Origin of the sequence: Asticcacaulis aquihabitans (genome assembly GCF_032490435.1) — a bacterium.
Taxonomy (GTDB): Bacteria; Pseudomonadota; Alphaproteobacteria; order Caulobacterales; family Caulobacteraceae; genus Asticcacaulis.
This window is the reverse complement of record NZ_JAVGWM010000004.1, coordinates 529145-552731: the sequence shown is the minus strand read 5'-3', so window position 1 is coordinate 552731 and position 23587 is coordinate 529145. Positions and strand designations below refer to the sequence as shown.

At 60.3% G+C, this 23587-nt stretch carries 17 protein-coding genes and 1 other RNA gene; 10 read left to right on the top strand and 8 right to left on the bottom strand.

Annotated elements, in window-relative coordinates:
* Positions 1–75 precede the first annotated feature (75 nt).
* The 4 genes from RCJ00_RS16910 to RCJ00_RS16895 all read left to right on the top strand — a co-directional run bounded on the left by RCJ00_RS16910 (position 76) and on the right by RCJ00_RS16895 (position 4893).
* Positions 76–2376, top strand: a complete 2301-nt coding sequence (locus RCJ00_RS16910) for an ATP-dependent helicase (RefSeq protein WP_316223407.1) — start codon at positions 76–78, stop codon at positions 2374–2376.
* Positions 2377–2432: 56 nt separating this feature from the next.
* The gene (locus RCJ00_RS16905) at positions 2433–3680 is read left to right on the top strand and encodes a cytochrome P450 (RefSeq protein WP_316223405.1); all 1248 of its coding nucleotides are present in this window, start codon (positions 2433–2435) and stop codon (positions 3678–3680) included.
* An 11-nt stretch (positions 3681–3691) separates the two neighbouring features.
* A complete protein-coding gene (locus RCJ00_RS16900) occupies positions 3692–4528 on the top strand; it encodes a peptidylprolyl isomerase (RefSeq protein ID WP_316223404.1) in 837 nt (278 codons plus the stop codon).
* Between the two features lie 71 nt (positions 4529–4599).
* Positions 4600–4893 (top strand): RusA family crossover junction endodeoxyribonuclease, encoded by a 294-nt coding sequence (locus RCJ00_RS16895; RefSeq protein ID WP_316223632.1) that lies wholly within the window; start codon positions 4600–4602, stop codon positions 4891–4893.
* On the opposite strand, the gene RCJ00_RS16890 is transcribed toward RCJ00_RS16895, so the two are convergent.
* The 4 genes from RCJ00_RS16890 to ssrA form a co-directional block, all read right to left on the bottom strand.
* Complete coding sequence (locus RCJ00_RS16890; protein ID WP_316223402.1) at positions 4863–5741, bottom strand: DUF72 domain-containing protein; 879 nt, start codon at positions 5739–5741, stop codon at positions 4863–4865. The genes RCJ00_RS16895 and RCJ00_RS16890 overlap by 31 nt on opposite strands.
* Before the next feature lie 44 nt (positions 5742–5785).
* Positions 5786–8206, bottom strand: coding sequence for a serine hydrolase domain-containing protein (locus RCJ00_RS16885; RefSeq protein WP_316223400.1), 2421 nt, complete (start codon positions 8204–8206; stop codon positions 5786–5788).
* 97 nt (positions 8207–8303) lie between these two features.
* Positions 8304–8849 (bottom strand): SspB family protein, encoded by a 546-nt coding sequence (locus tag RCJ00_RS16880; RefSeq protein ID WP_316223399.1) that lies wholly within the window; start codon positions 8847–8849, stop codon positions 8304–8306.
* 300 nt (positions 8850–9149) lie between these two features.
* Positions 9150–9506, bottom strand: a transfer-messenger RNA (tmRNA) gene (ssrA, locus tag RCJ00_RS16875).
* 110 nt (positions 9507–9616) lie between these two features.
* Between ssrA and RCJ00_RS16870 the strand changes: the two genes are divergently transcribed.
* On the top strand, positions 9617–10216 hold the full coding sequence (locus RCJ00_RS16870) for a DUF4142 domain-containing protein (protein WP_316223397.1): 600 nt from the start codon (positions 9617–9619) through the stop codon (positions 10214–10216).
* Between the two features lie 95 nt (positions 10217–10311).
* On the opposite strand, the gene exaC is transcribed toward RCJ00_RS16870, so the two are convergent.
* Positions 10312–11829, bottom strand: coding sequence for an acetaldehyde dehydrogenase ExaC (gene exaC / locus RCJ00_RS16865; RefSeq protein WP_316223396.1), 1518 nt, complete (start codon positions 11827–11829; stop codon positions 10312–10314).
* Between the two features lie 291 nt (positions 11830–12120).
* On the opposite strand from exaC, the gene RCJ00_RS16860 reads away from it, so the two are divergent.
* From RCJ00_RS16860 to RCJ00_RS16850, 3 genes are all read left to right on the top strand, one after another.
* On the top strand, positions 12121–13161 hold the full coding sequence (locus tag RCJ00_RS16860; protein ID WP_316223395.1) for a sigma-54-dependent Fis family transcriptional regulator: 1041 nt from the start codon (positions 12121–12123) through the stop codon (positions 13159–13161).
* Between the two features lie 234 nt (positions 13162–13395).
* Entirely contained in the window at positions 13396–14466 is a 1071-nt protein-coding gene (locus RCJ00_RS16855) for a GIN domain-containing protein (protein ID WP_316223394.1), read from the top strand.
* A gap of 76 nt (positions 14467–14542) precedes the next feature.
* A complete protein-coding gene (locus RCJ00_RS16850; protein ID WP_316223393.1) occupies positions 14543–15391 on the top strand; it encodes a slipin family protein in 849 nt (282 codons plus the stop codon).
* A 702-nt stretch (positions 15392–16093) separates the two neighbouring features.
* Here the strand turns inward: RCJ00_RS16850 and fumC are convergent.
* From fumC to RCJ00_RS16835, 3 genes are all read right to left on the bottom strand, one after another.
* The gene (gene fumC / locus RCJ00_RS16845; protein WP_316223631.1) at positions 16094–17491 is read right to left on the bottom strand and encodes a class II fumarate hydratase; all 1398 of its coding nucleotides are present in this window, start codon (positions 17489–17491) and stop codon (positions 16094–16096) included.
* A gap of 234 nt (positions 17492–17725) precedes the next feature.
* A complete protein-coding gene (locus RCJ00_RS16840; protein WP_316223392.1) occupies positions 17726–19600 on the bottom strand; it encodes an ABC transporter ATP-binding protein in 1875 nt (624 codons plus the stop codon).
* Between the two features lie 85 nt (positions 19601–19685).
* A complete protein-coding gene (locus RCJ00_RS16835; RefSeq protein ID WP_316223391.1) occupies positions 19686–20426 on the bottom strand; it encodes a hypothetical protein in 741 nt (246 codons plus the stop codon).
* A gap of 207 nt (positions 20427–20633) precedes the next feature.
* Here RCJ00_RS16835 and RCJ00_RS16830 point away from each other — a divergent pair, with 207 nt between their 5' ends.
* The gene (locus RCJ00_RS16830) at positions 20634–21500 is read left to right on the top strand and encodes a 50S ribosomal protein L11 methyltransferase (protein WP_316223389.1); all 867 of its coding nucleotides are present in this window, start codon (positions 20634–20636) and stop codon (positions 21498–21500) included.
* Positions 21501–21703: 203 nt separating this feature from the next.
* Complete coding sequence (locus RCJ00_RS16825) at positions 21704–23533, top strand: aminopeptidase P family protein (protein ID WP_316223388.1); 1830 nt, start codon at positions 21704–21706, stop codon at positions 23531–23533.
* Positions 23534–23587 lie beyond the last annotated feature (54 nt).

Below are 23587 nucleotides of genomic sequence, written 5' to 3'. Positions count from 1 at the left end.
ACTTTTTGTGCTGATTTGTGCTTTCGGCGGCATTTGCCTCTTGGCGGGCGGGCGAACAGGGATTAACTGAGGCGCATGGAATCCAGCTCCCCGTCAATCAGCCAGATGGCTGCCGTTAAACCCGACTTTTTTGCCGGCCTGAATGCCGAGCAGGAAGCCGCCGTGCGTACCACGCAAGGTCCCGTCCTTGTGCTTGCCGGGGCCGGTACGGGTAAAACCCGTGTGCTCACCACCCGCATCGCCCATATCCTGGCACAAGGGCTGGCGCGCCCCTGGGAAATTCTGTGCGTCACCTTTACCAACAAGGCCGCTCGTGAAATGCGCGAGCGGACGCAAAAACTGGTCGGTGCGTCAGCCGAAGGCCTGAGCCATCTCGGCACCTTCCACTCCATCGCGGCTCAGATCCTGCGACGCCATGCCGAACTGGTCGGGCTTAAGTCCAGCTTCACCATCCTCGACGATGACGATCAGGTCCGCCTGCTGAAAGCCATATTCGAGCAGGAGAATATCGACCAAAAGCGGTATACGCCGAAATCCTTCGCCTGGCAGATCGACCAGTGGAAGAACAAGGGCCTTACGCCGGACAAGGTTAAAGGAGGCGATGGCGCCGAATTCGGCGGCAATAAGGGCATCAAACTGTATCAGATGTACCAGGACCGCCTGCGCATCCTCAATGCCTGCGATTTCGGCGACCTGCTGCTGCACAATCTGGAGATCCTGACCAAGCACGCCGACATTCTCGAGCACTATCATAGACGCTTCAAATATGTGCTGGTCGACGAATATCAGGACACCAATATCGCGCAATATCTGTGGCTGCGCATACTAACCAATGCCGACCGTAACCTGTGTTGCGTCGGCGACGACGACCAGTCGATCTATGGCTGGCGCGGCGCCGAAGTCGACAATATCCTCAAATTCGAGCGTGACTATCCGGGTGCGAAGATCATCCGACTAGAGCGCAACTACCGCTCTACCCAGCATATTCTGGGCGCAGCCGCCGGCCTGATCAAGGCCAATACGGCTCGCCTTGGCAAGACCCTGTTCACCGATCAGGTCGGCGGCGACAAGGTCCAGGTCCAGGGGCTATGGGACGGCGCCGCCGAAGCGCAGTTCGTCGCCGAGGACATGGAACGGCTGCACAAAGGCACGCGCGATACATCGCCCCGCAAATGGTCGGACATGGCCATATTGGTGCGGGCCTCCTTCCAGATGCGGGCGTTCGAAGAACGCTTCGTCATGTTGCAGATACCTTATGTCGTCGTCGGCGGGCCACGCTTCTTCGAACGCGCCGAAATTCGTGACGCCATCGCCTATCTGCGCCTGATCCAATCGCCCGACGACGATCTGGCGTTCGAACGCATCATCAATGTCCCCAAGCGTGGCATCGGCGACGCCACCGTGCAAAAACTGTTGCAGCAGGCGCGTCTGGCCGGGGTTAGCGTCATGACTGCCGTGCGCGACCTGGTGCAGACGGACGAACTGCCGTCCCGCACCAAGACACCGCTGATCGGCTTCCTGCGCGATTTCCAACGCTGGCTGGAGCTCAGCAAGGACACCCAGGCGGATGTCCTGCTCGATACGGTCCTGACCGATACCGGCTATTACGACATGCAACGCGCCGACAAAACCTCCGGCGCGACAAGGCTGGATAACCTGAAGGAACTGGGCGATTCCATGCAGGCCTTCGATAATCTCGAGGCCTTTCTGGAACACGTTTCCCTCGTCATGGACCTGGAACGCGACAATGGCGGCGACAGTGTCCGTCTGATGACGCTGCACGCGGCCAAGGGCCTGGAGTTTCCGGTGGTCTATCTGCCGGGCTGGGAGGAAGGTATCTTCCCGTCGCAGCGGTCAATGGATGAAAACGGGCTGCGCGCCCTCGAAGAAGAGCGCCGCCTGGCCTATGTCGGCATTACCCGCGCGCGTCAGGAAGCCAAGATTTCCTTTGTGGCCAATCGTCAGGTCTATGGCCGCTGGACCAACCAGATTCCCTCACGTTTCGTCGACGAGTTGCCGATCGAAAATGTCGAGGCGACATCGCAGACCGGATATGCCGGCCAGGGCTGGCAATCGCAGCAGAGCCGGTGGGACCGCGCGGGTTATGAACCCAACTATACCAAAAAGGCGGCCTCCAGCGATTTCGGCGGCAATCTGAGCGGGATAGACATGTCGCGTCTGGCGCCTAAGCCAACGCCGCATCGCCCCTCACCGCCGCCAAAGCCGTCCGCCAAGAATTTCAAGCTTGGGGAACGTGTCTTCCATATGAAATTCGGTTATGGCGAAATCGTCGAAATCGAAGGCAACAAGCTTGTCGTAAATTTCGAGACCTCCGGCGACAAGAAGGTCATCGACAGCTTTGTGGATCGGGCCTAAGGTTTGCACCTGCGAACAGCGGCGCACACGAGGCGTGCCGCTCTGGAGAAGTCTGCATGCCTGACGCGTCGAACCCTAGCCCGCCACGTTTTCTGCTTTTTGAATATTCCGAACTAAACCCGAACTTCCGCGACAACCCGCACGCCCTGCTCGACCCCCAACGGGCAGACCGTCCGGTCGAACATGATGGCATGTTGCCCGCCATGCTCATTACCGCCTACGCTGCCGGACGTGAAACCCTTCGCGATCCGGATCTGTCGCGCAATTTCAATAATGCCGCGCCGAACAATCCGGTCATCGCCAATGTGAGACGGCTGAATGCTGCCGTAGAGGCCGAATTCGGCAGGCACGACTCGATTGTCATTCTGGACGGTGAAGATCATACCCGCGTCCGCAACATCATTGCCGAAGCCTTCCTGAAACGCGCCGCCGCCATGCAGGCCCGGGTGTCGGAGATCGTCGACGCCCGCCTCGACGCCTTGTCAGGCCGCGACAGCTTCGACGTCGTGGCCGACTATGCCGCCCAGATTCCCATGCGCGTCCTGGGCGCCCTCATGGGCTGCCCGGATGACAGCCTGGATGATCTGAAACGCTGGACGGAAGCCGGACAGGTGGCCTTCGATCCCACTAAATCGGCAGAGCAGGAAGAACTGGCGCTTGACGGCCGGCGTGGCATTCTCGGTCATTTTCAGACCCTAATGGCCGCACGCCGGGCAGACCCGCAGGACGATCTAGTCAGCGACCTGCTGGCCGCCCAGGCCGCTGGCGCGCCCATCGACGACAATGAAATCCTGCATAACCTGTTTGCCGTACTGGTGGCGGGTCATCTGACCACGTCCGACCTTATCGCCAACGGCGTCTCCTTGCTGCTCGATCACCCCGATGCGCGCGATGCCATCCTCGCCACGCCCGCCCTCATCCAACCGGCCGTCGAGGAAATCCTGCGTTACGAGCCGCCGATTTCCTTCACGGCGCGCTTCCCCAAAGCGGACGGCCAGGTGTCGCGCTGCCCGTACCATGCTGGTGACGCCCTGGTGGTCAGCCTGATCGCCACCAATCGCGACCCCGGCCGTTTCGACGCACCCCATGCGTTCGACATCAATCGACGCCCCAACCCGCATATGGCGTTCGGCGCCGGGGCGCACATATGCGTCGGCGCCCCTCTGGCGCGCCTGGAAGGACAGATAGCACTCCTCAAACTGTTCGAACGCTTCCCGAACCTGCGCCGCGCGGGCGGTACATCGTCCGAATGGCGCGCCGTCCCCGGCGTGCGCGGGCTGGTGCGGTTGGATGTGACGGTATAAGACACGGTCCGATGCAACACAGCCCCCGCCGTTGGTTCCTTTTGCCCGCCGTCTTGTCGGCCGCCGCGTCCATCATCGGCGCGACGCCCGCAGCCGCGTCCAACTGGCGTGCGGCCGACGCGCAGAATGTTCTGGTGATCGATACTGACAAAGGCCGCGTCTTTGTCGAGCTGCATCCCGAAATGGCACCGCGCGCCGTCGAGCGGGTGAAGCGGCTGGCCCGTCGTGGTAGCTATGATGGGCTGCTGTTTCACCGCGTCATTCCCGGCTTCGTCGTCCAGACCGGCAATCCCAACAATCACGATGGCGGCAAGACGGAATTACCGAACCTCGCACCGGAATTCCGTTTCCGGCTGAACGCCGACATGGCTCACACCGTTGTGGCGCGGCCGGCCGGGCTCAACGAAGGCTTCATGGGCGCCTTGCCCTATATTTCGGTCGATGAAAGCCGCATGGCCATCAATCCGGACCATGCCGTCCACGCCTGGGCCAGCCATTGTTCCGGCACCATGGGCATGGGCCGGGACGACACGCCGATCGATTCCGCCAATTCGGAAATCTATTTCATGCTGGCCCCGACCCAGCGGCTGGACCATGAATATACCCTGTTCGGTCAGGTCGTCGCCGGCGGAGAGGTTCTGCAGGGGCTGAACGCAGGTGAGCCCCCGGCACACCCGGACGCCATGCGCCGGGTGCAGGTTTTGGCTGACATGACCGCGGCGCCTAAGCTTGAAATCATGGACACGCACAGCGCCGCCTTCACAGCGCAGGTCGCCCGCGTCCGGGCGGAAAAAGGCGCCGACTTTTCGATCTGCGACATCACCGTTCCGGCCCGTGTGATCCCGTGACGGACGGCCTAGGCGAATGGACCCTGGCGGGCAAGGTCCGGGCACGCGAAACCGCCGACGGCATCGAAATCATGATCGATGGCCTAACCACCCAGGCCAAATATTATAAGCCCCTCGTCTACGAGTTTTTCCGCAAGGAATGGCGCGGCAGCCGGCCCGCCTGGGGCGACTATGCCGTGGAAATTCGCATGGAACATATCGGCGATCCGCCGTGGATGGACCTCGACAACCTGGCTAAGGCGTTGCTGGACGCCATCAAGGGCTTTGTATTCCATGACGACAGCCAGGTTGCCCGCCTTTTGGTCGAACGGCATCCGGGTGACCGCGAACAGATTCATATCCGCGTCTGCGCGCTTAAGCGTTGACGCAAATCCTGGGCATTATGGATGGCGTGGCCGCGCATGGTGTTGTTAAAATAGGCCCAGACACGCTTTGCGCCGGACTGGCCGATCCGGTCCGTCCAATCGGTGAGCGCGGCATCGCCATAGTCATCGCGATACCAATTTTCCGCTCCATGGAAACGCAGATAGATCTCATCGCTCGTGACCATCAGATCGTCGGGCAGGTTGGGGCCTGATACGGTGCAGAAGATAACCCCCGCATCGCGAAAGGCAGCACGGACCGTGTCATTCCACCATGAGGCGTGACGAAACTCCACCACATTGCGCCGCCGGGGATCGACCTGCGAGACGATGGCGTCGAGACGTTCCGGGCTATAGGTGAAACTGGCCGGAAGCTGGAACAGGAAACAGCCCATGTGCGGCCCGAGCAGGTCAGCGATGTAACCAAAATCCTGGATCAATTCACGTACATCGTCGAAACGCCTGACATGGGTGATCAGTTCGCTGACCTTGACCGTAAAGCGGAAATCGCGGTCACGCACCGGCTCCGCCCACTTCCGAACCGCCGCAACCGTCGGCCAACTATAGAAGGACGCATTGATTTCCACCGTGCCGAAATGATCGGCGTAATGGGGAAACCACTGGTTGGTCGGCATTTGGGTCGGGTAGAAGCCGCCTTTCCAGTCCCAGTAGAACCAACCAGAGCAGCCGATATTCAGGCGGGGTGGTTCGGTTGCGGGCAATGGCGGGGTGTCGGCTAGGCGCGCAACATGCATCTTTTCCGCCCGGCCCGTATTGGCCGCGCGCTGCCTGGCGCGGCGTTCGGCCGGCGATTGCTTCGGTTTGGCTTTATCTGAGGGCGATCCGTCCATCCCAGAAGGATGCCGGGGAAAAAATCAGATTTCGATCCGAAGCCTCACCAGCTCCACCACTCCAATGCGCCCCAGACGGTCAGCAGCAGCACATAGAGCAGCCAATAGGCCAGCAGCACGGCGTGGGACACTTTTTGCCACATCGGCCACCCATCGCGGCCACGCGTGCTATAGACGAAATAATAGGTGGCGACCTGATAGATCGTCCCCAGTGACGCAATGAGGGCCAGGCCGGAGGCCAGTCGCACCTGGCCGCTGGGCCAGCGCGTGAACAGGCTACCGGGGTCTTCCGCCAGTTGCGCCCGCCAGCTATGGAATACGAAAATGGCGGCCAGCCACAACACGGACAGACAGATCGAAATCAGGGTGGCGCGGCTCTGCCATTCGGTCGGATGTTCGTGCCGGGCCGGTCCCTTAGCCAGCGACAGCCAGACAAAGATACAGGTGGCAATCATGAGCAGGGTCATGACATTCAGCGTCGTCGGGCTGTGCCACCAGCCAATGCGTTCGTAGCGCGCGACATTGGTGGCGGTCTCAAACCCACTCACCTGAGTGCCGTCGGCATTGAACAGGAAATGGAGGCCGCCGGTCTGCTGCGCCGGACCGGGGTCTTCGGCGTCCTGCTGGGTAAAGAAGCCCGCCGCCGAAGCCGGGACGAACGCCGACAGGCCGTTCTGGGTTGTCAGGATCAGCCGGCCATCCGCATCGACACTGACCGTCACCGTATTGATCAGGCGGGTAATGGCGCCTTCCAGGCCGCCATAGGCGCGGCGTGTCGAGACGTATTGGCCTTCGATCGCTTGATAATAGGCCTTGTGCTGGGCATAGGCATTGTTGGCGGTCGGCATCAACGGCGGCCGGACCAGGTCGCCCGTCAGGTGGTCGAGCAGCAGGTTGGGGAAGCTGGACGCCAGGGCGCCGCCTGTCTGGGTATTGGTGCTGATGAATATGCCGAGGTTCAGTTCGGGGATAAGCACCATGTTGGAGTTGAACCACAGAGTCGTCCCCGAATGACCATAGGCCTTATACCCGGACGGCGTTTCCCGCATCATCAAACCCGATGGCCAGCCGTTATAGCCTTCCGGCATTTTCAGCATCGGCGTGCGGAAGGCGGTGGCGGAATCGGTGTTGAACAATTGAATGCCGTCGATCTGACCGTTGCCCAGCATCACGGCCATGAGCTGCGCCATGTCCTGGGCCGTAGAGGACGCGCCCAAGGCGCCCGCCAGAGGAATGGCATGGTCGAACGGTTGCGCTTCGTAGGTTGCGCCATCCCATATGAAGCCGTCGGACAGGTCGCGCGTCAGCTCCGGAGACAGCGGATCAGGCAGGTTTTCGAGATTGCCCACGCCGATCGTGTAGGGCTCACGCAGAGACGTGTGCTTCATGGCCAATGGCTGGAAGATACGCGATTCCATAAGGGTGGGAACGTCGCGCGCCTTGGCGGTCTGTTGCAAAGCACGCGCCGCCAGACCGGCGCCGAAGTTCGAATAGGAAGCGAATTCGTCCGGCTCACGCACGCGCTTGGGCTTATGCACCCGGAAATAGCTGTCGGGACCGGCTAAGCGCGCACCATTCAGCTGGAACAGGTGACCCAGGCTGGTATCTTCGTAACCCGAGGTGTGGTCCATCAAGCTGCGCAGGGTCAGCGGCTTATACCGGCGGTCCTCGGCGAAGACATCGGCCGGCAGATAGGCGGCAATGGGGGCATCCAGCTTTATGCGTCCGGCCTCGATTTCCTGACGCGCCACAATCCAGGTGAAGGCCTTGGAAATGGATCCGATGCGGAAAATCGATGTGTTGGGGTCGACCCGGCGCAAGGGTGACAGGCGATCATAGCCATAGCCCTTGAGCAGCAAGGGCGTATTGCCTTGAACGACGGCGACGCTGACACCCAGCACATGATCGCGTTGCATCAGGGTACGCACGACCGAGTCGGTGAAGGTTTCGATATCCTCAGGGCTGATGGGGGTGCTGGTCGGCGGCGCAACATGCACACCAGACGACGAAGCCGGAAGGGTTCCTGGAACGGCTTTGGGCGCCCCCGCGCCAGGCGCCGCAATAACCGGCGGGCGCGGCGACGACGGGGCCACCATCGGCGTCGCAGGCTTGGACGGTGTTTGGTAAATAATCGGATCGCCCGGCGCGACAACGGGGGGGCGGACAACGCTTTCTGTCGCTGGTTTGGGATGGAGGCGCGGCTTTTTGGCGACACCGGCTGGGCTTGCCGCAGAATTTGCCGTCGGCACATACGGTTTCAGATCGGAGGGCTTTAGATCCGAAGGCTTTAAATCCGAAGGCTGGGAACTTGTGGAAACAGCTTGAACCGGCGCGGCGACGGGATCGGTTGCCTGCGGAACGGCCGGCGCCGCCAAACCGAAGGCTGCCAGCAATAACGCACAGCCGCCCCAGCCCGCGAGACGGGCTTGTAAACGTGGGGTGAACCTGAGCCGCCTGAATTCCATCCACCAATTCCGAAAGGGTTTATTGCCTCCGCGAACCTAGTCGATTCTCGCACCGGTCGTATGGATATTGTGAGCGATCGGCCCTATTTTCTACAGATTATTTTTTGCGGAATTGATCGAGAGATACGATCTTCGGCGCATCGTCACCGTCGTCGCCGTCTTCGGTGGATTTCGGGCCGGTTTCCGAACGCGGCGCAGGCATCAGTTCGGTCACGACATCGCCGCCCTCTTCGCTGTCTTCGTCCAGATCCTGGGTCAGGGCGGCGGGATCATCGACTTCAAATTCAAGCATGAACTGGGCGTGCGGATCGTGGAAGCGCGTGATCGCCGCGTAGGGGACGGTCAAGATTTTGGGCGCCCCGCCAAACGTCAAGGTGACGCGAAAGAAGTCATCCGTGACACGCAGGTCGCGGAACTGATGCTGCAATACGATGGTGATTTCGTAAGGATAACGCGCCAGCAGATCGGCCGGAATCGATACGCCGGGCGCCCGAGTCAGGAAGGTGATATAAAAATGGTGCTCGCCCGGCAGCCCTTCCGGTGAGGCCGCGCGTGTCAGCCCCTGGCGGATAACGCCACGCAGGGCGTTCTGGGTCAGGGTGGCGTAATCCATTTGGTCGATGATCATTTGATCTTCGGACATCGGCAGGCGAACCTTTACGGTGAATTGGGTGTGCGTTCGCGCAGACTTAGCATGGTCGCCGCGAAACGAAACAGCAAATTGCCGTGAGACCGCAAGAATCTGCATTAATCCGCTCACGGCACGCAACGCCTCCGCGAGGGCGGCGGATAGCCGCCGGCGCCCGGTCGGGAGCTTTAAACAGTGATCCGCTCACGGCACGCAACGCCTCCGCAAGGGCGGCGGATAGCCGCCGGCGCCCGGTCGGGCGCTGAAAGGCAAGTCTTGAATGGATGAACGGTACGACCAGTATTGAAAGAGAAAAGTGGAAGCCTTCTGTTGCAAGGCGGCTTCCGGGCCCCGCCTAGGAGGCTTAATTCCTAGGAGTTTAGGTGGATTAACTCCGCCGCATTACGCAGCAAGAGCTTGATCCGAAGCGAAGTTATCGTTCGCAGTTATAAAATGAGCCGATCACAGAGGCTCACACTGAGGGAAAGCTTCACCTTTACACGCCTGTCGATGCTGATCGGCCCCATAAAAAGCCTTCTTGCGAAGGGAATGGTGGAGCCGCCGGGAATCGCACCCGGGTCCAGTTCGCTTATTACGTGGGCGTTTATCCCCATAGTCGAGCCGAAACCCGACCTCACCAATATAGGCGGGTCTGCGGCAAAGGGAAAGGCCGCGAGGGTGTCTTTATCGTTTTTTTGCGGGAGAGACACCGACACACGGGGCAAACTTATGCATCGCGGCTTAGCGTGCTGGCATCAACAGATCTCTGAGGAAACCTCCATATGCCGACTTACAAACAACACCGCACCGCCGCTATCTTCTCTGGCCTGGTCATGGTCGCCGGTCTCGGCGGTATCGCCGCCTGCTCCAAAACCACCACAGACAAGGTTGAAGACGCAACCGCGAACGTCGTATCCGACGCGTCATCCGCCGTCAGCAGCATCGGCGCCGACATGGAAGCCAACAAGACGGAAGACTTCGTCAAGAAGGCCGCTGTCGCGAATCTATTTGAAGTCAAGACCAGCGAACTGGCCGTCAAGACCTCCAAAAACGCTGAGGTCCTCAGCTTTGCCAAGATGATGGTCAAGGATCACACGGCCGCCGGTAAAAAGTTCGAAACCGCCGTCGTTGGTTCGGGTGTAACCGCGCCTGCCGCCCTGGATGACGACCATCAAAAGAAGTACGATGACCTGGCCAAACTGACCGGTAGCGACTTCGACAAGAAATATGCCGATTTGCAAAAGAGCGCACATGACGATGCCATCAGCCTGTTCGAGGACTATTCCAAGAATGGTAAGGACACCGCCCTGCAAACCTTTGCCACCGACACCCTGCCGACGCTGAAAGCGCATCAGGAAAAGGTGAAGACCCTCAATCCGTAAACCTTACCGTCTCCCCTGGACGAACACCCCTGGACAAACTTCGCCCGCCCCCTTTCGGAGGCGGGCGTTTTTGTTCTGTCCCCAGGCCTGACAGCCTAGAAGAAGCCAACCTTCGCCGGGGCATAGGACACCAGCAGGTTTTTGGTCTGCTGATAGTGGTCCAGCATCATCTTGTGGTTCTCACGGCCGATACCGGACTGCTTGTAACCGCCAAATGCCGCATGGGCCGGATATTGATGGTAGCAGTTGGTCCAGACACGGCCCGCTTCGATACCGCGACCGGCGCGGTAGGCGACGTTCATGTCACGCGACCACACACCGGCACCCAGCCCGTACACCGTGTCATTGGCGATTTCGATCGCCTCTTCGACCGTCTTGAAGCGGGTGACCGACACGACCGGCCCAAAGATTTCCTCCTGGAACACGCGCATCTTATTATGGCCTTCGAAGATGGTCGGCTTGATGTAGAAGCCGTCCTTCAGATCGCCAGACAATATGTTACGGTCACCGCCGGCCAGAACCTTTGCGCCCTCGTTTTTGCCGATTTCGAGATATTTCAGGATCTTATCGAGCTGTTCCTGCGATGCCTGAGCCCCAATCATGGTGCTGCTGTCGAGCGGATCGCCTTGGGTGATGGCCTCGACGCGCTTGATCGCGCGTTCCATGAAACGGTCATAGATCGATTCCTGGACCAGAGCCCGCGACGGACAGGTACAGACCTCGCCCTGATTGAGGGCGAAGAAGGCGAACCCTTCCAGGGCCTTGTCGAGGAAGGCGTCGTCCTCGGCCATGACGTCGGCAAAGAAGACGTTCGGCGACTTGCCACCCAGTTCCAAGGTAATGTTGGTCACATTGTTCGAGGCATATCCCATGATGGCCTTGCCGACCGCGGTCGAGCCGGTGAAGGCGATCTTGGCGATACGCGGGCTCTGCGCCAACGGTTTGCCCGCTTCGATACCTGTGCCGGAGACGATATTGAGGACGCCCGGCGGCAGAAGGTCCTGGATCAGCTCGGCAACGATCAGTATGGAGGCCGGCGTCTGTTCCGCCGGTTTCAACACAATGCAGTTGCCGGCGGCCAGGGCGGGCGCCAGTTTCCAGGCCGCCATCAGGATAGGAAAGTTCCACGGAATAATCTGGCCGACGACACCCAGCGGTTCATGGAAATGATAGGCGACCGTGTCATGATCCAGCTCACCGATCGAGCCTTCCTGGGCGCGAATGCAGCCGGCGAAATAACGGAAGTGGTCGATGGCCAGCGGAATGTCGGCATTGGTGGTTTCACGCAAGGGCTTGCCATTGTCCCAGGTTTCCGCTTCGGCGATGACGGCCAGATTGTCCTGAATGCGCTGGGCGATGGCAAGAAGGATGTTGGAGCGTTCGGTAACCGACGTCCGGCCCCACTTGGTCTTGGCGGCGTGCGCGGCATCAAGCGCCAGTTCGATGTCTTCGGCGGTGGAACGCGGCACTTCGCATAGCTTGCGGCCGTTGACGGGTGAGGTATTGTCCAGATACTTGCCGTGGACCGGCTCGATCCACTCGCCGCCTATGAAATTGCCGTATCGTGTCTTGAACGGCGTGGCGGCATCGATGTTTCGTTCGAATTTAGTCATGGTGTCCTCCTGCAAGGTTTTTTGCTTGGCAAGGTTTTTTGCTTGGCTTGAAGGTGCGCCCGCCATATGGGGGCGGCAAGCCTTGCTGAGGAAAACGACACCGGTTTTGACGCCGAATCTGTCAGTAAAAACGGCGTTTGTCGCGACTTACGACGCCTCTGTCGTGGCTGTCGCAGATTGCGACACTTGCCTTGCGTTTTTCATCAAAACTATCGTGAAAATGTAGTTTGTTCTTGCGCACGCAGCGCAACATACCATCCAATATGCGCAAGTTGAGGAAACGACTTGCCGATGACCGACCCATCGCAAATACAAAAAGCTCGCGACGTTTTTTTCGCACACAAGGGTTTGCCGGTCGATCAGATCGGCCACTCCATACTCCGTTCTTGGATACGCTGCGCGGATATGGGCCTGGATGCACAGGCTGTGCCGCCGGTTAGTGCGCCGACGGCCTCTGAAATCCGCCTTTTGCATGAAAAACACGAAGCCCTGCGGCGCATATCGCGTCCGGAACTGGATGCCCTCTATACCGAAGCCCGCGAAATCTCCGGCATAGTCATCCTGACCAACGCCAAGGGGGAAATCCTCGATGCGGTCGGTGACCCGACCTTTGCCGACAAGGCTGCACAGGTCGCCTTGCGGCCGGGCGCCCTGTGGAGCGAAGACGGCACGGGCACCAATGCTATCGGCACTGCCCTGGCTGAGCGTCGCGCCGTTGTGGTCAATGGCGCCGAGCATTATTTCCAGAGCCACCAGGTCCTGACCTGCGCCGCCACGCCGATCATCGATCCGCGCGGCGCCATTATCGGCGTTCTGGATATTTCCGCACCGGCCAGCCGCGAAAACGGCCACACCATCGGCCTTGTCCGCATGGCGGTGGAACAGATCGAACACCGGCTGTTTCGCGGCGGTTTCGACGGCTGCCAGACCTTGCGCTTCCAGACCGACCCCAATCTGCTCGGCGTCGCCCGCGAAGGCATATTGGTGGTCAGAAATGGCATTATCGTCGCCGCCAATCGCCGTGGCCTGTCCTTGATCGGCCGCACATGGGACCGGCTGGACGAACTCCACGTCGAAGAGGTGTTCGATGTGCATGCGGGTCACCTGGCCTCGGGCCGTCTCAAGGCCCTGGATGGCCGCGATTTTTTCGCGCAGGTGGATGGCGAAGAGGCCGGTCAGGCGCTCCCGGTCGGGCCACAACAAAGCCTGGAAGACATCGAACTGTCGACGATCCGTCAGGCCCTGGCTGCGCATAACGGCAATGTCAGCGCCGCCGCCCGCCATCTCGGCATCCACCGCAGTACCATTTATCGCCGCATTCCCAACGCCTGAGCGCGAGCGAAATCCTTATAATGTAACCGGTGCAGCGGCTGTTACATTATGAACCCCTTTTAATTTGATTTCGGCGTCGCCTTGCTTCACTTTAAGGTCAAGTTCGATCGATCCAGATCGAGAATTCGGCTTCCGGTGCCGCACCGGGCTTAGTCTGGCGCATTCTCCCTACAACGCGACGCGACTTAAAGCCTCACGCAGGAACACTCCGGCCGTCGATTTTGGAGGTTTAGTATGCGTTATTCTGTCATTCTGCCGATACTGAGCACTATAAGCGCCGCTGCGTTCGTCACGGCGTCACCCGCCCTCGCCCAGTTACGCTATCTGTCTGACGGCCCTCAGGTCGAATTCCGCGACATGGTCGCCCGCGTCGTCGTCACGCCCGAAGACCGGAGCGATGTCGATATCCGGGTTCGCTACGGCAAGGTCAAGGTGCCGACCCTGATGGTGTCTCAACGCGGCAATGTCACGGTCCTCAATGGCCACCTGAGCAACCCCGACCGGGCATCCGGTTTCAATTTCCGCATCAATATCCATGATGACGACCAGGTGTCGGTGAATGGCGGACGGGTCAATATCAGCGGTATCGGCATGGTCAATGTTTCCGATCTGCCTCTGGTCTTCGTGCGCGTGCCGGCCAATGCCATCGTCAAGGATTCGGCCTATACGTTCGGCCGCGTTGGAGCGGCAAGAAACCTCGATATCGTCATGAATGGCGGCGGCGAATGGGCCATCGATGCGGTCAGCGGCCAGCTTAATATCATCAATAGCGGCTCCGGTACGATCAATGTCACCAGCGCCGGCGACAGCATCGTCGACAATATGGGGGCCGGCGACATCAATATCGGCACTGTTCGCAATCTGAAGGCAGTACTGACCGGCTCCGGCAATTTCGCCGTCAACCAGGCCGCCGAAACCGTCTTGCAAAACCAGGGCTCCGGTGACGTTACTCTGACGCGTACCGCCGGGCTTAAGGTACAACTCAACGGCTCAGGCGATCTGTCCCTCGGCGCGGTTATGGGCCCCCTGACCGTCGTCAACAATGGCTCCAGCGACATCAATGTCGGTCGGGTCATGGGACCGGTGACACTGGACCTGTCCGGGTCGGGCGACGTATCCATTTCAGAAGGCCAGACGCCTGCCTTTATGCTCAAGGGATCCGGTTCGGGCGACGTCTACTACGGCGGCGTAACCCACACGGTCAATGTCGATACCAACGGCTCCGGCGACGTCAGCATCATGAAGGCCACCGGTGCGGTCGTCACCAAGGTGGTCGGCTCGGGCGAAATGCATATCGGCCACTGAACCGCCATTTGCGCATCTTTACAAACAGGCCCTCTCTGCGTTAACCTTTTTAAGGGAATAGCGAGGGGGCTTTTTCATGGACCAGGTCACGCAGATACTGCACGCGGTGCAGGCGTTCGTGTTCAGCCTCGGCGCGCTGGCCATCCCCCTGATTTTCGGGCTCGGCGCCTTTATATTTTCCGGATTGCGCATCAATCAGGAATGGCAGCGCGGCGTCGTCTATTTTCTCGGCCGCTATGCCTCGACACGCGGTCCGGGCCTATATTGGATCATTCCCGCCATCGAATACGTCAAGCGGGTCGATGTGCGCATTCTGACCGTCAAACTGGAAACACAGGAAACGCTTAGCCGCGACGGCGTGGCCGTGCGGGTCAACGCCGTTGTGTGGTACAAGGTGATCGATCCGGCCAAGGCGCTCAATGCCGTCACCGACCCCTATCTGGCGGTTCTCCAGGCCTCGGAGACGGCACTGCGCGACACCATAGGCCAGCACGGGCTCGACGAACTGCTCAAGCATCGCGACATGGTCAATGCCAAGCTGATGGACCTGCTGGAACGGTCCGCCGCAAAATGGGGGGTGCACATCGACGCCGTAGAGATGCGCGACCTGGATATTCCCGAGCAGATGCAACGCGCCCTCGCCCGCGAGGCCGAAGCCACCCGCGAAGCCAAGGCCCGCCTGATTAAGGCTCAGGGCGAAGCCGCCGCCTCCGCCACCCTTGTGGAGGCCGCGCGCATGATCGAAAGCGTTCCGGCCGCCTTGGAACTACGACGCCTGCAAACCCTGAGCGAAATCGGCACGGAGCACAACAGCACCATTGTGCTGGCCCTACCGATGGAAATGACACGGGCCGCCGCCAAGCTGGTCGAAATGACCAATCCACAGCTGGCGCCCACCGCCTTGGCCGCTCCGACAGAAAAATAGCCCCTCATTATTCGGAATTTACCGCCGCAAGCGGGCCGTTTCAGCGGCCTGCGACACCCTGTCGCGCGCATTTCATCCGAAAACAGACCGCGATTTTCGGAAATTTTCCAAAGATTTGAAGGCACACGCGAGACTTTAGTTGCGGTGCACAAAAAATCGTCAACATTACAAAACCGTAAGAATAACTTGTTGAATAAATTGAATTATTACATCTGATTCATGACATCGTATTAATTTGAACTATGCACGGCGAAGGCGCATATCGTCTCCATCGACACCAACCCAATGGAGATTAAACAATGACTGCTTCGCTTTATTCCGCTTCCGCCCTGGCCGCTATCACCCTGTTCATGGTCATCGCCCTGGCCACTGTCGGCATGTAATTTAATACCGCATCAAACTCAACAAAAGGATATCTGAAATGACCAAATCCATCGCTCCGATCGCCACCGTCGCCGCCCTGTTCGGCCTGACCGTCTTCATGCTGGTCTCGCTCGTCACCGTCGGCATGTAATTCACACCTCTCGCAAAGGATCCAGACAATGACCCTCCAGATTCAAACCGCCACCGCGCTTGCTGCCTTCACGCTCTTCATGATCGTGGCCCTCGTCACCCTCTGACACCTGCCTCGTACACGCGTAAAAATAAGGCGCGGAGAGCTTGGCTCCCGCGCCTATTTCTTTGTCTTGTCGCCGGCGCCAATCAGCCCGGATGGACCATGTTTTCCGGACGGACGAACTGGTCGAACTCCTCATTGGTCAGATAGCCGCCGCCAACGGCCTCCTCACGCAGGGTCGTGCCGTTCTTGTGGGCGGTCTTGGCGATCTTGGCGCAGGCGTCATAACCAAGGCGACCATTGAGCGCCGTCACCAGCATCAGCGAATTTTCCAGGCCACGCTTGATATTGTCGAGGCGCGGCTCGATGCCCGTGACACAGTTGTCAGTGAAGGACACCGCCGCGTCCGCCATCAGGCGCACGCTTTGCAGGAAGTTATAGGCCATGACCGGATTGAAGACGTTCAATTCGAAATGACCCTGGCTGCCGGCGAAGGTCAGGGCGGCCTGGTTGCCGAAGATTTGGACGCAGACCTGCGTCATGGCCTCGCACTGGGTCGGATTGACCTTGCCCGGCATGATCGACGAACCCGGCTCGTTTTCCGGCAGGGCCAGTTCACCCAGGCCTGAGCGCGGACCGGAACCGAGGAAGCGAATGTCGTTGGCGATCTTGAACAATGACGCGGCCACCGTATTGATGGCGCCGTGGCTGAACACCATGGCATCGTGGGCGGCCAGGGCTTCGAACTTGTTCGGCGCCGTGGTGAAGCCCATGCCGGTGATCGCGGCGATCTTTTCCGCCACGCCTTCGGCAAAGCCGATGGGGGCATTGAGGCCGGTGCCAACGGCGGTGCCGCCCTGGGCCAGTTGCATCAGCTTGGGCAGGGTCTGCTGAATACGCTCAATACCGTTGGTCAATTGCTGGGTGTAGCCCGAAAACTCCTGGCCCAGGGTCAAGGGCGTGGCGTCCTGGGTATGGGTGCGGCCGATCTTGATGATCGCCTTCCACGCTTCCGCCTTGTCGTTCAGGGCGTTGCGCAGGGTTTGCAGGGCGGGCAGCAGGCGGTGAACGATTTCTTCGGCGCAGGCGACATGCATGGCGGTCGGATAGGTGTCGTTCGACGATTGCGACATGTTGACGTGATCGTTCGGGTGAACCGGCTTTTTCGTGCCCATTTCGCCGCCCAGGATTTCGATGGCGCGGTTGGAAATGACCTCATTGGCGTTCATGTTCGATTGCGTGCCGGAACCGGTTTGCCACACGACCAGTGGGAAATGGTCGTCAAGCTTGCCTTCGATCACTTCGTTGGCCGCCTGGATGATGGCATTGCCGATGGTCGGGTCGAGCTTGCCCAGCGCCATATTGGTTTCGGCGGCGGCACGCTTGACGATGCCCAAAGCCCGCACGATAGGCAGGGGCTGCTTTTCCCAGCCGATCTTGAAGTTGCCGAGCGAGCGCTGCGCCTGGGCGCCCCAGTATTTCGAGTTGTCGACCTCGATCGGGCCAAAGGTATCGGTTTCGGTGCGTGTGGTCTTGGTCGTCATCTTGGGGGTCTCCGGGGGAAGGACGGGGTCGGAAGGGCCGGACGTGGGCGGTTCTATCTGGACGGTGAAATCGGTCGCCGTGATACGGCGTTTCTTTTTCGATCCCGACAGCCAGTCCAACAGGCCCATAACGCCCTCCTCACCATAAAAACTTGCGCGTCTTCGTTATGTCCACAGGCCTTAAAGCGCAACGACTTTATCGGTCCAGAGCGTATTTTTGCCCGTGACGCGGCGTTACGCCACCGTCTCGGCCAAGAAACCGCCGGTCTGGCGGGCCCACAGGCGGGCATAAAGCCCGCCGCGGGCGATCAGTTCGTCATGGCTGCCGACCTCGATAATCCGGCCGTCCTCAACCACCACCAGCCGATCCATACGAGCAATGGTCGATAGCCGGTGCGCGATGGCGATCACCGTCTTGCCACGCATAAGATCGAGCAGGCTGTCCTGAATGGCGGCCTCAACTTCGGAATCGAGCGCCGACGTCGCCTCATCCAGCACGAGGATAGGCGCATTCTTGAGCAGCACCCGTGCGATGGCGATGCGTTGACGTTGACCGCCCGATAGCTTGACACCGCGTTCGCCGACGTGGGCATCATAGCCGGTCCGGCCCTGGCTGTCGGTCAGGCCGGGAATGAAGCCCGCCGCATGGGCGCGCTCGGCGGCCTGGGCGATATCCGCCTCCGTGGCCCAAGGGGAGCCATAGACGATATTATCACGGATTGACCGGTGCAGCAAAGACGTATCCTGCGTCACCATGGCGATGTGGGCGCGCAACGATTCCTGGTTCACGGCGGCGACATCCTGACCGTCGATCAGAATACGTCCGGATGTCAGATCGTAGAGGCGCAGGAACAGATTGACGAGGGTCGATTTTCCAGCGCCGGAGGGACCAACCAGACCGATCTTTTCGCCCGGACGGATGGTCAGGTCGAAGTCCTGGATCGCCGGTGTATGCGTGTCGCTGTCGCTCTTCGTGATGCCGTAGTCGAAGCTGACGTGGTCGAAGCGGATTTCCCCCGCACGGACGGTCAAGGCGGGGGCATCGTCGGTATCGACGACCGTATGCGGCCGGGCGATGGTTTCCATGCCGTTCTGCACCGAGCCGATGTTTTCGAACAGGCTGGTCACCTGGAACATGACCCAGCTCGACATATTGAGCAGCCGCTGGGTCAGGGCCCCGACCAGGGCGATGGCGCCGACCGTGATGTCGCCACGCGTCCACAACCATATGGCCAAGGCCCCCATGCTGAGCAGAAGGGCGGAGTTGAGGAAGCTGGTCGTGGTGTCCAACCCGGTTACGAGGCGTTCCTGGATTTGCCATTTTCGGCTGTTGTTTGCCAGCCCCTCACGGACATATTTGTCTTCGTGTTGGGTGCTGGCGAACAATTTGACCGTCTGGATATTGGTATAGGTGTCGACGATACGGCCAACCAGGGCCGACCGCGCCTCCGCGCCTTCGTCCGCCGCCTTGGCCAGTCGCGGGACGAACCACAGGCAGATGGCAACATAGGCTGCACTCCAAACCAGAAGGGGCAGAACGAGGCGGTAGTCGGCCTGGAAGAACAGGACGATGGCGCTGCCGAAATAGATGACAACGTACAAAAGTGTGTCGCACAGGGTCGTCAGGGTATTACGCAGGGCTGATGCGGTATCGACCACCTTCGACGCGACCCGCCCGGCGAAGTCGTTGGTGAAATAGGCGATCGACTGCCGAACGACGTGGCGGTGCGATTGCCAGCGGATGAGGTTGGGAAAGTTGCTCGTTACCGCCTGACGCAGCAGCAGGGAATGGATGAAACCGAGCAACGGCCAGGCAATGCCCAGCACCAGCGCCATGCGGATGAAATCCATGCCGTGCGTGCGCCACAGGTCGGCCGGACGCGTATGGGTCAGGTAGTCGATGATTTCCGACAGGTAACGAAATACGGCGACTTCGGTGATGGTGAACAAAAACCCCGCCACCAGAAGCGCGACAAACAGCGGCCAGACCTGACGCAGGAAATTCCAATAGAATGGCAGCAGGCGATCGGGCGGCACGATGTCGCCATTGGTCCTGAACGGATCTATAATCCGTTCGAAGCGTGCATAAAGTCTGTCGAGCAGGGCCATGGGCCGCTTATAGCCCCGCGCGAACAAAAAGAAACCCCGTCGGCGCATGCCAACGGGGTTCTATATACCTTATGCCTAAAAAGCCTTACTTGGCGCCGAACAGGCGGGCCCAGAAGCCGGGCTTTTTCTTGGTCGCTTCGGCGGCCTTGCCCGTCACTTCATGTGCCCGGTTGACGATGCTGCTCGAAAAATCATCGACCTTCTTGCCAACATCTTCCATGACGGGCTGGGCGGCCTTAACGGCGTCGTCGATCTTGTCCTTGGCGGCTTCGATCGTGTCCTTCGCGGCGTCGATGGCGGCCTCGGCCTTGGCGCCAGCTTCCTTGAGCCCCGGTTCAGCGGCGGCCTTCAGATCGGCGATCTTGTCGGCGGCCAGGTCCTTGGCCTCCTCAATCTTTTCTTTGGCGGTGTCGAGCGCCTCGGCAACCTTGTCCGAGGTCTTCTTGGCGGCCGGCTTAGCCGAAACCTTGGCGGCGGTCACGGCCTTGGCCGGCAGCTTGCCGACCGTCTTCGCCGTTGATTTTGCGGCTGTCGCAGCGGGCTTCGCCGCGGACTTTGCCGCCGTGGCGGCCGGCTTCGCGGCGGCAGCGGCCTTGGCCGGCGCCTTCTTGACCTTGGTGGTGGCTTCCAGGACAGCCGGCTTAACGTCGTTTACGAGCGCCTTGGACGCGCCAGCAACCTTCTTCGGCGCGGCCTTAGCAGTCGCGGCGGTCGATTTGGCGGCTGTTTTCGTAGCGGCGGCGGCTTTCGCGGGCGCTGCCTTGACGGCGGTCACAGCCTTCTCGGCCGCAGCGGCCGGAGCCTTACGTGACAAAGTCTTCTTCACGCCCGCATCTGCCGGAATTTCCGAAGCCGCGGTTTTTTTATCGCCTGAATTTGATTTTGTGGTAGCTCTCGCCATCGTCTGTCCTTAAGTGCCCAGTATCAGCGCGCCAAATATCGTGGAATGACCGCAGATTTGCCCTGAAAAATATGAAACTACCCGAATCGGTAGCCAATATCAATTCCGTATCCCTTATCCAGTATAGAGATCATGACTTACAATCCGCAACAGATTATCGCCCGTGGCCCGCGCAAGATTTCCGAAACCGCCGCAGAGGCCATAGACGCGGATGACGTGCTGGAAGGGACGACCTATTCCATCCTCGAAGAAGACGAAGATCATGACGTCTGGCGCATCGACTCCTTCCCCACGACCGAGGAAGAAGACCTTCGCCTGCAAGAGGTTCTGAACAGCTATCCGGAACTCACCGTCACGGTCGATCAACTGGCCGATGCCGACTGGCTGGCCATGGCTCTGTCCGGCCTGCCGCCCGTGCGCGCCGGGCGCTTCTTCGTCTATGGCATCCACGATCGCGGCAAGGCGCCCGACAATACCGTGAACCTGCGTATCGAAGCCGGCGCGGCTTTCGGCACCGGCCATCACGGCACCACGGTCGGCTGCCTGATCGCCTATAGCGACCTGCTGAAATCCAAGCGTTTCAACCGGGTGCTCGATGTCGGCGCCGGCACGGGCGTACTGGCTATCGCCGCCGCCAAGACCGGCACCCGCATCGCGGTCGGCACGGACATCGATCCGGTCAGCGTCCGTATTTCAAATGAAAACGCGACCCTGAACAAGGCCAATGCCCGCTTCGTCTATGCCAACGGACTGGACCACCGCCTAGTGCGCCAGGACGCGCCCTATGACCTGGTGTTCGCCAACATCCTGGCCCGCCCCCTCGTCGGTTTGTCCATGGCCATTCGCGGCGCCCTCAAACCCCAGGGCCTGGTCATTCTGTCCGGCCTGCTGCGCACCCAGGAGCGCTTCGTCAAAGCGGCCTATCTCAGCAAGGGCTTCCGCACCGTTCGCCGCATCCACCGCGATGCCTGGTGCACCTTGGTGATGCAAAAAGTCTAAAGGACTTTTTGCATTTATAGAGCTCAAACGCCGCATGGCTTACGCGCAAACGTGCGCGGCGGCCGGTCGGCCTTGCCAAAGGCTATATCGCCTTTGGACTTCGGGATATGCTTGATAAGCCGGCACCGTCCGGATGGCCATTGAAACTCAATGTCTTGCGCCTATAGTAGCGTCCGAGCCATTCCCTATTTCCGAGTTCGACCATGACCGCCGATACCGCGCATTTCCAGCATTTCGATGTCACCACCCAGCCGTCTCAGGGCGTGACACATGTCGCGGCGCTGCGGGCGGAAATGCGCAAGCTCGGCCTGGACGGCTTTATCGTGCCGCACGAGGACGAGCACCAGAACGAATACCTGCCTGACGCCAATGAGCGCCTGGCGTGGGTATCCGGATTCACGGGCTCGGCCGGGGCGGCGATCATCTTTCTCGACCGCGCCGTACTGTTTGCCGACGGCCGCTACACCTTGCAATCGCGCGAGCAGACCGACCGCTCGGTCTTCGAGGTCGCAGATTTCCATGCCACCTCCCTGGCCGATACCGTGGCCAGCGCTGCCAAAGGGACCGTCATCGGTTACGATGCCGCCCTGATCAGCCCGTCAAGCCTGGCCACACTGGAAAGCGCCGCCGCGGGCGCCGGCGTCATCCTGAAATCCGTGTCGCCAAACCCGATCGACCTGGCCTGGGGGCCCAAGCGTCCCGCCCAGCCGATGGCGTTGATCGTGCCACAGCCTCTTGAATTTTCCGGTGTCGCTTCGGCGGATAAGCGCCAACATCTGGCCGACGGCTTGAAAAATGCCAACGCCGCGGCTGCCCTGATCACCGCGCCGTCGTCCCTGGCCTGGCTGTTCAATATCCGGGGCGGTGATGTCATCCGCTCGCCGCTACCGCTCGGTCAGGCCATACTCAAGGCCGACGGCACCGCGGAGCTGTTCATCGAGCCGGCCAAGATCAGCGACGGCCTGCTGGAATGGCTGGGTAACGAAGTCAGCGTCGCCGGACCGCAGGACGTGACCAAACGCCTGACCGCCTTTGCCGGCCAGACCGTGCTGATCGACGCCAACCTGTCATCGGCCTACTGGCTGGAAGCCATCAAGACCGCCCGCGCCACGCCCGTCGCCGCCGACGATCCCTGCCTGCTGCCGCGCGCCTGCAAGAACGACGTCGAGATCGCCGGCACCCAGGCCGCGCATATTCGCGACGGCGCCCTGTTGACCACCTTCCTGCATTGGGTCGCGACCGACGCCCAGGACAGCCTGCCGACGGAAATCGAGGTGGCGCAAAAGCTGGAAGAGATTCGCCGGGCGGCGGGCGACGTCAAGGACCTTAGCTTCGACACCATTTCCGGCTTCGGCCCGCACGGCGCCCTGCCCCATTACAAAGTCACGGTGCAAAGTGACCTCAGGACCGCCAAGGGCAATCTGTTGCTCGTCGATTCCGGCGCGCAATATATGGACGGGACCACCGACGTCACCCGCACAATGGCCATTGGCGAACCCTCCGCCGAACACCGGCGCATGTTCACCTTGGTGCTCAAGGGGCATATCGCGTTGGCCACGGTCAAATTCCCCGCCGGAACTACCGGAACGCATCTCGATGTCCTGGCGCGTCAATTCCTGTGGGCCGAAGGGTTCGATTACGACCATGGCACGGGCCACGGCGTCGGCGTCTATCTGGGGGTGCACGAAGGCCCGCAGCGCATTTCCAAGGCGCTCAATAAGTACGCTTTGCAAGCCGGCATGATCGTGTCCAACGAGCCCGGCTATTACAAGGAAAACGACTTCGGCATCCGGATCGAAAACCTGCAATTCGTCACCAAGGCCAAGGTGCCGGCGGGCGGTGAGCGGCCGATGCACTGTTTCGAAAACCTGACCTGGGCACCCATCGACCGGCGCCTCATCGATGTTGCCCTACTGACGCCAGCGGAGCGTGCCTATATGGATGGCTATCATGCTCGGGTGCTTGACCTGATCGGTCCCCGTGTCCCGGACACTGTGCGCGGCTGGCTGGCCCAGGTATGCGCGCCGCTATAGGCGCCCCATCAGGCGAAATCACGTTTCCCTTTGCCGCCACTTCCCTCTAGGGTA